15 protein-coding genes are annotated in these 12954 nt (G+C 45.4%); 8 read left to right on the forward strand and 7 right to left on the reverse strand.

Going from position 1 to position 12954, the window contains the following annotated elements:
• Window positions 1–52: 52 nt before the first annotated feature.
• Complete coding sequence (gene gstA, locus ACLVWP_RS11000) at window positions 53–661, forward strand: glutathione transferase GstA (RefSeq protein WP_413557296.1); 609 nt, start codon at window positions 53–55, stop codon at window positions 659–661.
• A 74-nt stretch (window positions 662–735) separates the two neighbouring features.
• Here gstA and ACLVWP_RS11005 read toward each other — a convergent pair whose 3' ends face one another.
• Together ACLVWP_RS11005 and ACLVWP_RS11010 are read right to left on the reverse strand one after the other, a co-directional pair.
• Complete coding sequence (locus ACLVWP_RS11005; protein WP_413557297.1) at window positions 736–1833, reverse strand: NADH:flavin oxidoreductase/NADH oxidase; 1098 nt, start codon at window positions 1831–1833, stop codon at window positions 736–738.
• A gap of 12 nt (window positions 1834–1845) precedes the next feature.
• Complete coding sequence (locus ACLVWP_RS11010) at window positions 1846–2613, reverse strand: type 1 glutamine amidotransferase domain-containing protein (protein WP_413557298.1); 768 nt, start codon at window positions 2611–2613, stop codon at window positions 1846–1848.
• Window positions 2614–2723: 110 nt separating this feature from the next.
• On the opposite strand from ACLVWP_RS11010, the gene ACLVWP_RS11015 reads away from it, so the two are divergent.
• A complete protein-coding gene (locus tag ACLVWP_RS11015; protein WP_413557299.1) occupies window positions 2724–3635 on the forward strand; it encodes a LysR family transcriptional regulator in 912 nt (303 codons plus the stop codon).
• Between the two features lie 85 nt (window positions 3636–3720).
• Here ACLVWP_RS11015 and ACLVWP_RS11020 read toward each other — a convergent pair whose 3' ends face one another.
• From ACLVWP_RS11020 to ACLVWP_RS11030, 3 genes are all read right to left on the reverse strand, one after another.
• Complete coding sequence (locus ACLVWP_RS11020) at window positions 3721–3882, reverse strand: hypothetical protein (RefSeq protein WP_413557300.1); 162 nt, start codon at window positions 3880–3882, stop codon at window positions 3721–3723.
• A 169-nt stretch (window positions 3883–4051) separates the two neighbouring features.
• Complete coding sequence (locus tag ACLVWP_RS11025) at window positions 4052–4582, reverse strand: hypothetical protein (protein WP_413557301.1); 531 nt, start codon at window positions 4580–4582, stop codon at window positions 4052–4054.
• Between the two features lie 120 nt (window positions 4583–4702).
• Complete coding sequence (locus ACLVWP_RS11030) at window positions 4703–5056, reverse strand: hypothetical protein (protein ID WP_413557302.1); 354 nt, start codon at window positions 5054–5056, stop codon at window positions 4703–4705.
• Between the two features lie 194 nt (window positions 5057–5250).
• On the opposite strand from ACLVWP_RS11030, the gene ACLVWP_RS11035 reads away from it, so the two are divergent.
• Window positions 5251–5790, forward strand: coding sequence for a hypothetical protein (locus ACLVWP_RS11035; RefSeq protein ID WP_413557303.1), 540 nt, complete (start codon window positions 5251–5253; stop codon window positions 5788–5790).
• A gap of 48 nt (window positions 5791–5838) precedes the next feature.
• Here ACLVWP_RS11035 and ACLVWP_RS11040 read toward each other — a convergent pair whose 3' ends face one another.
• Window positions 5839–6801 carry a hydrogen peroxide-inducible genes activator gene (locus tag ACLVWP_RS11040; RefSeq protein ID WP_413557304.1) on the reverse strand — a complete coding sequence of 321 codons (963 nt, stop codon included), beginning with the start codon at window positions 6799–6801 and terminating at the stop codon, window positions 5839–5841.
• Between the two features lie 166 nt (window positions 6802–6967).
• On the opposite strand from ACLVWP_RS11040, the gene ahpC reads away from it, so the two are divergent.
• The 3 genes from ahpC to ACLVWP_RS11055 all read left to right on the forward strand — a co-directional run bounded on the left by ahpC (window position 6968) and on the right by ACLVWP_RS11055 (window position 10073).
• Complete coding sequence (gene ahpC / locus ACLVWP_RS11045) at window positions 6968–7534, forward strand: alkyl hydroperoxide reductase subunit C (RefSeq protein WP_413557305.1); 567 nt, start codon at window positions 6968–6970, stop codon at window positions 7532–7534.
• A gap of 138 nt (window positions 7535–7672) precedes the next feature.
• Entirely contained in the window at window positions 7673–9244 is a 1572-nt protein-coding gene (gene ahpF / locus ACLVWP_RS11050; RefSeq protein WP_413557306.1) for an alkyl hydroperoxide reductase subunit F, read from the forward strand.
• A 112-nt stretch (window positions 9245–9356) separates the two neighbouring features.
• On the forward strand, window positions 9357–10073 hold the full coding sequence (locus ACLVWP_RS11055) for a VC0807 family protein (protein ID WP_413557307.1): 717 nt from the start codon (window positions 9357–9359) through the stop codon (window positions 10071–10073).
• Between the two features lie 36 nt (window positions 10074–10109).
• On the opposite strand, the gene ACLVWP_RS11060 is transcribed toward ACLVWP_RS11055, so the two are convergent.
• The gene (locus tag ACLVWP_RS11060) at window positions 10110–10838 is read right to left on the reverse strand and encodes a hypothetical protein (protein ID WP_413557308.1); all 729 of its coding nucleotides are present in this window, start codon (window positions 10836–10838) and stop codon (window positions 10110–10112) included.
• Window positions 10839–10948: 110 nt separating this feature from the next.
• Here ACLVWP_RS11060 and sohB point away from each other — a divergent pair, with 110 nt between their 5' ends.
• Both sohB and ACLVWP_RS11070 read left to right on the forward strand, forming a co-directional pair.
• On the forward strand, window positions 10949–11968 hold the full coding sequence (sohB, locus tag ACLVWP_RS11065; RefSeq protein ID WP_413557309.1) for a protease SohB: 1020 nt from the start codon (window positions 10949–10951) through the stop codon (window positions 11966–11968).
• 12 nt (window positions 11969–11980) lie between these two features.
• Complete coding sequence (locus tag ACLVWP_RS11070; RefSeq protein ID WP_413557310.1) at window positions 11981–12952, forward strand: ABC transporter ATP-binding protein; 972 nt, start codon at window positions 11981–11983, stop codon at window positions 12950–12952.
• Window positions 12953–12954: the final 2 nt, after the last annotated feature.

The following is a 12954-nucleotide window of genomic DNA, read 5'->3' on the forward strand; positions in this document are numbered from 1 at the left end:
TGTATCAGATACTGATACATTTACCGACGCATTCCTAACAAAGGACATATAAATGAATCTGTTTTATTCTCCGGGTGCATGTGCACTGGCTTCTCAAATCGCACTTCGCGAAGCAGGCTTGAACTTTGAGCTTGTTAAAGTAGATCTTAAAGCCAAAGAATACGCTGGCGGCGACTACAAAAAAATCAATCCAAAGGGCTACATCCCCGCTTTGCAACTTCCTAACGGTCATTTGATGACTGAAGGTGCAGTGATCTTGCAATGGATTGCGGATCAAGCTCCTGATAAAAATCTTTTGCCTAAGTACGGCACAATGGAACGCTACAAAGCTATGGAGTGGCTAAACTTCATCGCGACTGAAATCCATAAAGGCTTGGGTTCTTTGTTCGGCGGCGCTGTTATGAACGAAGAAACTAAAGAACAAATCAAAGGCAAATTGCAATTGCGTCTAGGCGTATTGAACAATCACCTTGAGCAAAATCCATATATCTTGGGTGAAAACTTCTCTGTGGCTGATGCTTATGCCTACAACGTTCTTCGTTGGACAGGTTTGGTTGGCGTAGATATCGCTCAACACACGGCTTTGCAAAAATTCATGGGCAAAATGACTGAGCGTCCAACTGTTAAAGATGCAGTTGCGGCTGAAGGTATTCGTCTTTAATTTTTGTTTTATTCTTAAAACTAAAAAGCCCAGGGTTATTAATCCTGGGCTTTTTTATTATTACGTCTATCTGACTATTTATTCGTGTAGCGCTCAAGCCAATGAGCATAAGGTGCTGGCAACACCCATGACGGTTTGTCTTTTTTAAGTTCAATCGCTGCTTTGTAAGTCCAATGTGGATTTGCCAAATGAGCTTTACCAATCATCACTAGGTCCAATTGATTTTCACGCACAGATTTATCTGCAATCGCTGAATTATCAAATCCCCATGCTGAAGCCACTGGCAAACCTGATTCTCTACGTACTCTTTCTGCAATCGGAGCCAAGAGCGCTGGTGCCCATGGAATCTTTGCCGTCGGAGTGGAGAAGTTCATACTGACATTCACCATATCAAGACCTAGCTCTTTCCATTGCTTGATCAATGCGATGGATTCAGACAAAGTCTCTTCGTCACGTCCGTCGTATTCGATCACACCAAAGCGAGCTGTCAGTGGCAAATGTTCTGGCCAGACTTTGCGAACAGCCGCTACCGTGTCGCGCAAAAATTTACCGCGATTATCGGCACTGCCGCCGTATTCGTCTTTTCTGTGATTCGCATGAACCGAGAAAAAGCTTTGCGCCAAATAACCATGGGCAAAGTGTAGCTCAAGCCATTCAAAGCCCGCATCTAGTGCGCGCTTTGCCGCAGCCACAAAATCATTTTGCACGCGCAAGATATCTTCTTTAGTCATTTCTTTGGGAACCTTTGGAAGATTCGACCCATAAGCAATCGCTGAAGGAGAAATCGTTTGCCAACCGCGTGAATCACCCTCTGGAATATGATCATCGCCTTGCCACGGAATATTTGCGCTGGCTTTTCTGCCCGCGTGCCCAATTTGAATACCGGCTACGGCACCGCCCGACTTAATCGCGCTTACAACTTTTTTAAGTTCTTGCGCTTGAGTGTCATTCCAAAGACCCAAGCAAGCTGGAGTGATACGACCTTCCGGAGAAACTCCTGTCGCCTCGACAATCACCAATCCCGCGCCACCACGAGCAAGACCCGTGTAATGAGCAAGATGCCAATCATTCGCCACTCCATCTACCGCCGAGTACTGACACATCGGCGGGACCGCAATACGATTGCGAAGAGTGAGACTTTTCAATTTAAATTCGCTGAATAAATCTGCCATATATAACCTCGATTACTTTTTCACTTGCAGCAACTCTACCACTTTGCGAGCCACACTGTGAGCTGACTGTGGATTTTGCCCTGTTACCAAACGACCATCAACTACGACTTTGTCTTCCCAGTTTTTTCCACCCTCGTAGTTTGCGCCGCGTTCTTGGAGCTTCGTAGCCAAAAGGAATGGAACTACTTTTGTAAGGCCCACTTCGGCTTCTTCTGAATTTGTAAATCCATTCACTTTTTTGCCTTTGATCAGATACTCGCCATTAGAGAGCTTAATATCTACGAGAGCAGCTGGACCGTGGCACACTGCTGATACGATACCGCCATTTTCATAAATACTGGAAGCCACACGGCTGAGTTCTGGATTGTTCGGGAAATCCCACATCGCACCATGGCCACCAGCAAAGTGAATCACTTTATACTTTTTGGGATCAACCTTAGAAAGAGGCAAAGTCTCTTGCACCAATTTCATCGCAGCCGGGTCTGCTAGGAATTTTGCGTTGTCGTCGTCTTTGGCTTCACGACTGCCAGGGTCCATCGGGGCAGCTCCCCCTTGAGGACTTGCGAAATCAACTTTGTATCCAGCCTTAATCAAAGGGTAATAGACGTGAGTGGCTTCAGATAAAAACCAACCCGTGGGTTTTCCTGTGTCGCCAAGTTTGCCATGACTTGAAATAACGATAAGAGCGCGGTTTTCCATATTCACCTTCTTGCCTTGAGCTTGCGCAACACCCTGACCTAGTGTCAGTCCGATAATAAGAGATCCGATAACCTTCAGCATTTGTGCCTCCGAAAGAGTTTTCTATACCCTTTACGCTGCCACTATGGCGCTCATAAATCCAATTCATTGTTTTCATATAGGCTATCGATTATACTCATATCAGAGGTTCTATGAAAAAGCCGCTCGACCTGAATCTATTGGTGGTTATCGAAAGTCTGTATCGGACTTTAAATGTCTCAAAAACGGCGCAAGAGCTGAGCGTCACTCAGTCTGCGATCAGTCATGGACTTAAAAAAGTCCGTGAGCATTTTAATGACCCTCTATTTGTCCGCGCCTCCCGCGGCATGACACTGACAGAAACGGCAAAGCGCCTTAGACCACAAATTGAAAGTCTGGTTCACCAGGCTCAGGCCCTCACTCAAGAGAATGAAAAATTTGATCCCAAGAAGATCACAGATCGCATCACGATTGCGACATCGGACTACATTGAAGTTCTGGTGATGCCTGCGATTGTGAAGCGCTTAAAAACGGAGGCCCCTCACCTTCAGGTTTCTATTCGTCCCACACGTGGAGAGCTCCCTAAAGCGGAATTGGAAAATGGAACCTTCGATATGGCTATTGCTGGTTTTTATAAAAATATTCCTGAAGGTTTTTATGAGACCAAGGTTTTAGAGGACACATTTTCGACAGCTTACCGCAAAAAACATCCACTCATTCAAGGCGAAATCAAACCTGCCCAATTCTATGATTTGGATCACGCGCTGATTACCTTGCAAGGAGACTTTAAGGATAATCTGGAAAAGAAAATCGGCGATAAAAAGCGCAGTCGCAATATTGCCTATGGGTCTTACAGCTTTACCGGCATGGCCTTCACCCTCTCCCAATCAGATCTGGTTCTTACAGCTCCGACTTTGCTTTTAAAAAAATACCAGGAGTTTTTCCCCATCCAAATCCAGGCGACCCCTTTTCCTTTGCCGAATGTGAATATGCGCATGGTGTGGCACTCACGGACTCACAAAGATCTTTTACGGTTGTGGTTTAGGAATCTGGTGAAAAGTGAATTGGCGAAAGTTTCTAAATAAATGCCGTCTGAAAAAAGTTAAAGAGCGCAGACTGCGAAGTGTGCGCTCTTTAAAAAACTTCAAATTTTATCGGATTCAGTTAGCGTTATTCTTCAACGCTTGAATCGATGTCTTTTTGAGGTTGTTTTGTTCCAGGCTGAACAGTGGATCTATCCCCAGTTCTTTCCTGGTTCCAATTTTTATTAGGCTGCTGTTGCTCGCCTGTTTGACCTTGTTGCGGTTTTTGATTCATGTTTTGGTTAGCCATAGAGACCTCCTTGAATCTGTCGTCCTTAATGGACTTGGGCTCATCATACACCCTAAGGATCCTTTGCCTACCCCACCTGCCAATAAGCACAAAACCCCAAGACCATAAGCCTTGGGGTTTCGGAATTTTTAACTATTTGTATAGGAATTTACTACGATTGGCCCGCTAACTACCATTGCTGAGCGTAGCGTTTTTGTTTAATAAGGCGCATTTGCATTGGACCACCACAGATGTTGTTATTCCCATCATCAGACAATCCAATCATCGTCACGCGGTTTTGACGGTGGCCACTTACGTACTCACGGTTGTATGTGTTGCTGCGCTCTGTTTGCACAACGGCGCTGCCGCTTTTCAACTGTTGTTGATTGAATGTGATCGAAGTTTCAGTCGACACGTAAGTACCGAAACCACGCATTAAGCAGTCTTTTCTGCAATACTTGTCACGGCTTTGGATTTCTTGAGTGTAAGTGCCATTGTCTTTCAATGTGAATGTCATTGAAACCAACGGAAGATTCATCGTCGCTCTGTTGTCATCACATACGATTTTCACGTTGTAAGAACCAATCTCTGCCTGAATTCTTTGAGCGTTAACTTGGTCATATTGATTTACGTTTTGATTACCGTTGCTTGAGCCTTCTTCACAGCCAACAACGACCAAACCAAGAGCCATAACTGTCATGATTGTTTTAAGCGCTTTCACATTTACCTCAGTATTTAGTTCGAGAAACTACCGAGGACCTTTATACCACAAAATGAAAAACCCCAGGGTTTCGCCCTGGGGTCTTGAAATGCTTTCCTAAGCTGTCCAATTTTTGGCCAACTACCAACCCACCTGCTGGCAATAGTTCGTTCTAACGATGTATTGCAGAGCTGACACCTGAACCTTTAAGCCCACATGGTCCGTTTCCACATATACAAAAGTCTTACGGTCGTCAGATTTGAACATCTTAAGCTGCTCATTGGAGTTCTGATAGTCGTACTTTACAACCTTCGTAACCAAAGTCTCCCCTTGGCCAGTGATCTTCATAGTCAACGAGTCACGGCAGTCCTCAACGATAGTCACCGTATCTGCACCCTTAAGATCACCCGAAGTGACTGGGCAGCGATAAACACCCGAAGCGAAAGAAACAGAAGATGCGATTGTCATTGCGAACATCAAAACCAAAGACTTCATAAAGACCTCACCATGTTGATTTAATTCAATATCAATATGGTGAGTGAACTTTCGAGCTTACGCCACAACTATCGCAGCGCAGAACCGCTGCGGTTTCGCAGTATGACCAAAAACAAGACTATTCACCTATAAACAAAACATTGTCATATCACGAACGAAAATTTATACTTACCTGATATCGCCGGAGCAGTTTCATGAAGATACTAATCTTATTCATCGTTGCAGTTGGAACTTCAGTCTCGGCTTACTCGTCTGAAAAACCTGTCGACCATGGTTCTTACATAGTTCCCAACACCGAGTTCAACTCAAAAGAGTTCCCTGAGAAATCTGATGTCCAAGGTGCTAGTCGATTTAAAATTTTAAATGGCCATAGACTTAAGAAAGGAAGTGGAACCTCTATCATCTTAAATCACTTCGATAGAGGCTCACTAAACACCAAGGACGACGAAGCGCACTTGCAAGCGACGATCTGGCTACCAAATGGAGACTTCCCAAATATCGATCTGGAAAAAAGAAAAGATGTTATCGTCTACCTAACAACCATCTCGAGTCCCTGGGGACTCATCAGCGGACGCCAGGTCCGCAAGGGCACCTTAAGTTTCGACAACAGAAAAAAACCTAAACAAGTAACTCTAAAAGGCCAGAGTACTCCCCGTGAACTTTCAATGGAAAACATACCAGTCACGGAGATCAGTCTTGAGACTTTAAAAAAGAAAAACCCGCATCTTTATTAACGCAGATGCACCACCGAAACGGTGTCGCAACTGCGTTAATTCCTAAAATTAAGCGATCGGTAGGACATCCAAATCTTTTGGTTTTATCTTACGGAGATCCTCGGGGATGGCTTTTAGAATGGCTTCGCCAAGGGCGTCGACTAATTCAGATTTGTAGTGTTCGCGACGGCAGACCATTCCGATTTCGCGGGCTGGGATGGGGCGCTCGAACTGCACTACTTGGCTGCGATCCCCAATGGTGTGAGTCGCAAGCTGAGGTAACAATGTGTAGCCACCGTAGAGGTCCACCAAGTTTTTCAAGGTCTCTAAAGAGCCACTTTCAAACTTGTACTTTCTCTCTACTCCGCCCTTTTTCTTTTTGATTGAGCACAGATCCAGCACTTGATTGCGCAGGCAGTGGCCTTCTTCTAACAACCAGATGTCATCCATACCTAAAGACTGGTATTTGATTTTTTTGTGATGAGCATACTCATGGTCTTTGTCACACAAGACATAGAACGGCTCATAATACAGCGGATACTCGAACATCGCCGGAATCTGCGTTGGAGTTGCTAAGACTCCCACATCGATTTCGTCTTTATTCAAAGCTTCGATAATCTGATCCGTCTGCATCTCTTTAATATTAAGTTCTAGATCAGGCAGAGTCTCCACACAGACCGGAAGCAAGCGAGGCAACAAATAAGGCGCCACGGTTGGAATGATCGCAACAGTGAGAGTCCCCTTGCGAGAACCTTTCGTGCCCTCAAGCAAAAGCGATTCAATTTTGCGTGCTTCAAACAGGACCGTCTGCATTTGAGAAATTAGCTTTTTACCAGAATCCGTCAGAAGAATAGGCTTTTTAGAGCGGTCAAAAATCACCACCCCCAGCTCATCCTCGAGCTTTTGGATTTGCATACTGAGAGTCGGCTGAGTGACGTTGCAGGCATCTGCGGCCTTGGCAAAGTGTCCATACTTATGGACAGCCATGACATATTCGAGCTGCGTCAAAGAAAAGTTAACCTTTAATTTCACCGTAAACCCCTTGTCTTATAAGGATTCTACGTTAATAGATAAAATCTATCAAGACATATTTATAATCTATTTTACTAATAGACTCAGATCTTCTAGTCTAACCAAGTAGCAAATTATAGATCCATAACGGATCCCCTACACAACACCATTATTCTTAGGAGAATAAATGCAAACTATCATCAACACGCAAGTGCCTGATTTCAAAGTGCAAGCTTACCACAACAACGGTTTCAAAACTGTTTCTAAAAACGACCTTAAAGGCAAATGGGCTATCTTCTTCTTCTACCCAGCTGACTTTACATTCGTTTGCCCAACTGAATTGGGTGACATGGCTGACAAATACGCTGATTTCCAAAAATTGGGCGTAGAAGTATACGGCGTTTCTACAGACACTCATTTCACGCACAAAGCATGGCATGATGCTTCTGAGACAATCAAAAAAATCAAATACCCAATGTTGGCAGACCCTACATTCCAATTGACTCGCGCATTCGGCGTTCACATTGAAGAAGAAGGTTTGGCTTACCGTGGTACTTTCTTGGTTAACCCAGAAGGTAAAATCGTACTTGCTGAAGTTCAAGACAACGGCATCGGCCGTAACGCTGATGAATTGTACCGCAAAACTCAAGCGGCTCAATACATCGCTGCAAACCCAGGCGAAGTGTGCCCAGCTAAATGGACTCCAGGTAAATCTACTTTGAAACCTGGTTTGGACCTAGTTGGTAAAATCTAATTTAGATTTTCGAACGTTTCGTAAGCTGCGGGTGGCTCTCTCCTCCCGCAGCTTCTCCACCGCGAATTTACAAGTACAATCCAATTTTTTATTCATTTGGATTTTAGTTTTAAAGTCGTTTCTATCTAGGAGGCTCTCATGCTAGATTCTTCACTCCGCGAACAACTTGTTTCTGTCTTCGGTAAATTAGAAAAACCGGTAGAACTCATCATCGATAACAGCACCCACGAAGATCACAAAGACCTTTTTGAAATGTTGAATGATGTTGCTGAAACATCCCCAAACATCACAGTTAAAGAATCTGGCAACACTTCGCCAGTTCCTGCTTTCCGTATTGATTACCAAGGCAAGCCGACTGGGATTTCTTTTAAAGGTATTCCTGGCGGTCACGAATTCACTTCGTTGATCCTTGCGATCCTAAATACAGATGGCAAAGGCAAATTGCTTGATAGCTTGCTGGTAGACCGCGTTCGCAGATTGAACAAAGGCATCACAGTTCAGACTTTCATGTCTTTGACTTGTGAAAACTGTCCTGAAGTTGTTCAAGCATTGAACTTGATCACTCTGGCTCATGGAAACATGAAGCACGAAGTGATCGACGGCGGTTACGTACAAGACGAAGTTCAGAAACTGGGCATCCAAGGTGTTCCGAGCCTCGCTGGCAACGGCAAGATGTTCCACTCTGGTCGCATCTCTGTTTTGGACTTGATTGAAAAACTTGAAAAAACTTACGGTGTTGATGAAAACGCCTCTACAAAGCCTTCTGAACCTGTGAACAAAAACTTGGGTCACTTTGATGTTCTAGTTATTGGTGGCGGCCCTGCGGGAGCATCGGCTGCGATCTACTCGGTTCGTAAAGGTCTTTCTACAGCTTTGATCACTGAAAAAATCGGTGGCCAAGTTCAAGAAACCAAAGGCATCGAGAACTTGATCGGCGTGACTTACACTGAAGGTCCTCAATTGGCAGCACAACTCAACCAACACGTTGCAAGCTACCCTGTTCGCGTTTTGGAAAACCGCCGTGTGAAAACAATCAAAACTGAAGGCAAGATCAAAACAATCGAGCTTGAAAGTGGCGAGCACATGGTTGCGGACTCCATCATCGTAACGACAGGTGCTAAATGGCGCGAACTTGGTGTTGAAGGCGAAAAAGAATATATGGGTCGTGGTGTGGCGTACTGCCCTCACTGTGACGGTCCATTCTATAAAGGTAAAAAAGTCGCTGTTATCGGCGGAGGAAACTCTGGCGTTGAGGCTGCAATTGACCTTGCTGGTATCGTTCGCGAAGTTGTCGTGATTGAATATAACAACGAACTAAAAGCTGACCGTATCTTGGTTGATAAACTTAAATCTTTGCCGAATGTATCTGTGATCACAGGTGCGAAAACGGAAAAAGTCATCGGCGATGGTGCGAAAGTTCATCAATTGGAATACATGGACCGCGAGTCAAATAAGCTTGAGAAATTGGATCTTGACGGCGTCTTCGTGCAAATCGGATTGGTGCCAAACAGCCAATTCCTAAAAGGCACTGTGGAACTGACAAAGTTCGGTGAAATCATCACGGATGAAAAATGCCGCACAAACGTAAAAGGCATCTACGCTGCTGGTGACGTCACAACGACTCCGTACAAGCAGATCGTGATCGCTATGGGCGAAGGCGCGAAAGCCGCTTTGGCTGCATTTGAAGATCGCATGTACGATCACGCTTAAGAACAACTGGCGCCCTGCGGAACCGCTTCGGTTTCGCAGCGCTCCCCTAAAAGGTGCCAGGCGCCTTTTGCATCCTTGCATTTAAGCGCGAAGCCGACAAAGATATCGATCGATGACTGAAACGACTGCGACCACTCAAAAACCTGAAAATAGCTGGCTGAATTTAATCTTTAACATCCTGTTGCCAGTTTTGATCCTGAACAAATTGACCAAACATATTGGTCCGTTCAATGCACTGATTTTGGCCTTAGCCTTCCCGTTGATCTACGGGATCTACGATCTTATCAAACGCAAAAAAGTAAATGCCTTTTCAATCTTAGGTCTTTTGAACGTGGGTTTGACTGGTGGTTTGGCTTTGATCGGAATTCACGGATTCTGGTTTGCAGTTAAGGAAGCAGCCTTCCCAGCGTTGGTGGGGTGTTTTGTTTTGGGCTCGGCCTTCACGAAAAAACCATTTATCGAAAGCTTGTTCTTAAATCCAAATGTTATGCGCGTGGAGCTTTTAGAAGAAAAACTAAAAGAACACGGCAAACAAGTTGAGTTTCACGAACACATGAGAAAAGCGACGATGTTGCTATCTTTATCATTCGTAACCAGCGCTATCTTAAACTTTGTCTTAGCGAGAAGAATCTTTCTAGATATCGATATGACTTTATCCGCGGACGCCCAATCCGTAATCCTGAACGAGCAAATCGCTCAGATGACGACTTGGTCGATGGCCATCATCATGGTGCCTTCAATGATTTTCCTACTGGGAATCTTCTGGTACCTGATGAGAGGGATCAAACAACACTCCGGCCTCACAACCGACGAACTTCTTAAATCCTAGAAATAAAAAAGGCACCTTGAAGGTGCCTTTTCTTTTTTAAAAATCTCCGGATTCGAAATTTCCTGGTGGAGGTGGTGGCGGAGGTATGAACTCACTGCCATTGCTGAACCCTTGGTCAAAGCCCATTGGTGGCGGAGGTGGTGGTGGCACATCACCGAAGTCTTCAGGAGACACATTCGGTGCCGGCACATAGCCATCACTGAAATCATCAAATGTTGGCGGTGGTGGGAACGACGAGTTACCTGGGTTGAAGCCACTGCTAGAGCCTCCCCCGCCTCGGCCCGATCCACCTGATGACGCTGTTGACGTACCAAAGTTACGCTTTTTGAAATCGAATCTTGGGCGCTCTTGATCCAAACCCATTTCTTGAGCCAAAGTCGGAAGTCCCTTTGCCTCGCGATCCAAAGCTTGTTGCTTTGCGGACTGCGCTGCATAAGCTTTGCGAGTTTCCTCATAATGAGCTGCTTCAGCTTTACGCTCTTTTTCCCAATCACGGAATTCACGAGAGTTGTCATCCCTGAAAGGTTCCGATTTAGGTTTGTCCTTTTTGTAGGCTGCGAGGTCGCGCTCTTTTTCGGAATACAATTGCTCTTGCTCTTCCGTATAGGCGCGCTTCCCGCCCTCACGCGCTTCATCAAAGCGTTTCAAATTACTTTGATGCTGAGCAAAACCACGCAGACGCTCTTCCTCTGCGTCCATCGCATGTGAAAGCGTTGCAGAGAGTGTGAGAGTCAAAATAAGGAGTAAACAGCGTGGAGGATTCATTCTTGACCCAGTCTATCAGGAGGCTTTCTTTTTTTTGAGCAAACAAAAAAAGATGCTCGACCTTTGTCCATTTAATTACTAACGTAAGCCCTTGCATCAAGGAGCTTACAATGGACGCAATGCAGAGCATCGGAATCTTCGCAGCACAGACCTTCTTAATCCTCTTTGCTATTTTGGCAGTCATCATTGTTATCGCCATCCTTGCAGCCAAGGCCGGCCATAAAACAGAAGTTGAAGTAGAACTTTTGCATAAGAAATACAAAGGCTTCCGCAATCTCCTTAAAGCGCACACGGTTTCCAAAGCTGAGCGTAAAGAACTTAAGAAAAAACTTAAAGAAGAACGTAAAGCTCACGACTCAAAGGCGCAAGGACACGAAAAGAAAATCTTCGTGGTCGACTTTGAAGGCGACGTGAAGGCGTCCGCAGTGGAAAACCTGCGTGAAGAGATCACAGCCGTTCTTACGATCGCAACTCCGCAAGACGAAGTTGTTGTTCGCGTGGAAAGCCCGGGCGGCGTGGTGCATGGTTACGGTTTGGCCGCTTCTCAGCTTTTGCGCGTTCGTGAAAAAAACATTCCTCTAACTGTTTGCGTGGATAAGGTGGCGGCCTCTGGCGGTTACTTGATGTCCGTGACAGCTAACAAGATCCTTTGTGCTCCGTTTGCAATCGTGGGCTCTATTGGTGTGGTGGCTCAGGTTCCGAACCTTCACCGCGTTCTTAAAAAGCACGATGTGGATTTCAAAGAGTACACAGCCGGCGAATACAAACGCACGGTCAGTCTTTTGGGTGAAATCACCCCTAAAGGCGAAGAAAAATTCAAACAACAACTTGAAGACACTCACGTGCTTTTCAAAGGCTTCGTGGGTAAATTCCGCCCGAACTTGAACCTTGAAGAAGTAGCTACGGGTGAGTACTGGTACGGCGAACAAGCAATCACTAAAGGCTTGGTCGATGAAATCCGCACAAGCGATGACTACTTGATGGATTTGGCAGACAAACACCAAGTGATCAAAGTGAAGTTCGAACAAAAACAATCTATCGGAGACAAACTGACAGGGATTTTGGGTAAAGCCATGAAAAAGGGCGCCCTATCCATCGTAGAAGAACTTGAAACACGTCGTTTCCTTTAAAGAGGTAAATTAGTGCAAGAAGCTCCTGTTATTGAAGTTAAAAATCTGGAAACCACATTCGCTACGAATGCGGGGAACTTTAAAGCCGTTAACAATATCTCCTACTCGATCAAAAAAGGTCAGACGATGGGGATCGTTGGGGAATCAGGCTGCGGGAAATCCGTAACGTCGTACTCCTTGATGCGTTTGATTGAAAGACCAGGCAAGGTCACTGGCGGTCAGGTTTTACTTAACGGTCGCGATATTTTGAAATTCAATGAATCTGAAATGCAGGAAGTTCGCGGCGGCGAAATGGCCATGATCTTCCAAGAGCCAATGACAGCTCTAAATCCTGTTTTGACAATTGGTCGTCAAATGGATGAGCAGATCATGCGCCATAAAAAATGCTCTGCTAAAGAATCCAAAGAGCGCGCGATCGAAATGCTTCGTTTGGTGGGAATTCCTTCTCCGGCGGAACGCTATAACAACTACCCTCACCAACTTTCTGGCGGGATGAGACAGCGTGCGATGATCGCGATGGCTTTGTCTTGTGATCCAGCTTTCTTGATCGCGGACGAGCCTACGACTGCGCTAGACGTAACAATCCAAGCGCAAATCTTAGAATTGATTCAAACTCTGCAAGAAAAAATGAACATGACTGTTCAGTTCATCACTCATGACTTGGGCGTGATCTCTGAGATCTCTGACCTTGTGATGGTTATGTACGGTGGTCAGTTCTGTGAACAAGCCGATACAACGGAATTGTTCTTAAACCCTCGCCACCCCTACACGGCAGCGTTGATTGCGTCTCGTCCAAAATTTGGTGAGCGCGTGTCTCGCCTAAGAACTATTGAAGGTTCTGTTCCAGCTCCGCATGAACTTCCAGCGGGCTGCCCGTTTACAAATCGTTGCACGCGTTCTGTGAGCGAGTGTGCTGTGATGAAACCACCTGTTACTGAAATCAAACCAGGTCACAAAGTGGCTTGCTTCAACCCGATCGTTTAAGG

It is taken from the genome of Bdellovibrio sp. HCB209, from assembly GCF_047306065.1.
Lineage (GTDB): Bacteria > Bdellovibrionota > Bdellovibrionia > Bdellovibrionales > Bdellovibrionaceae > Bdellovibrio.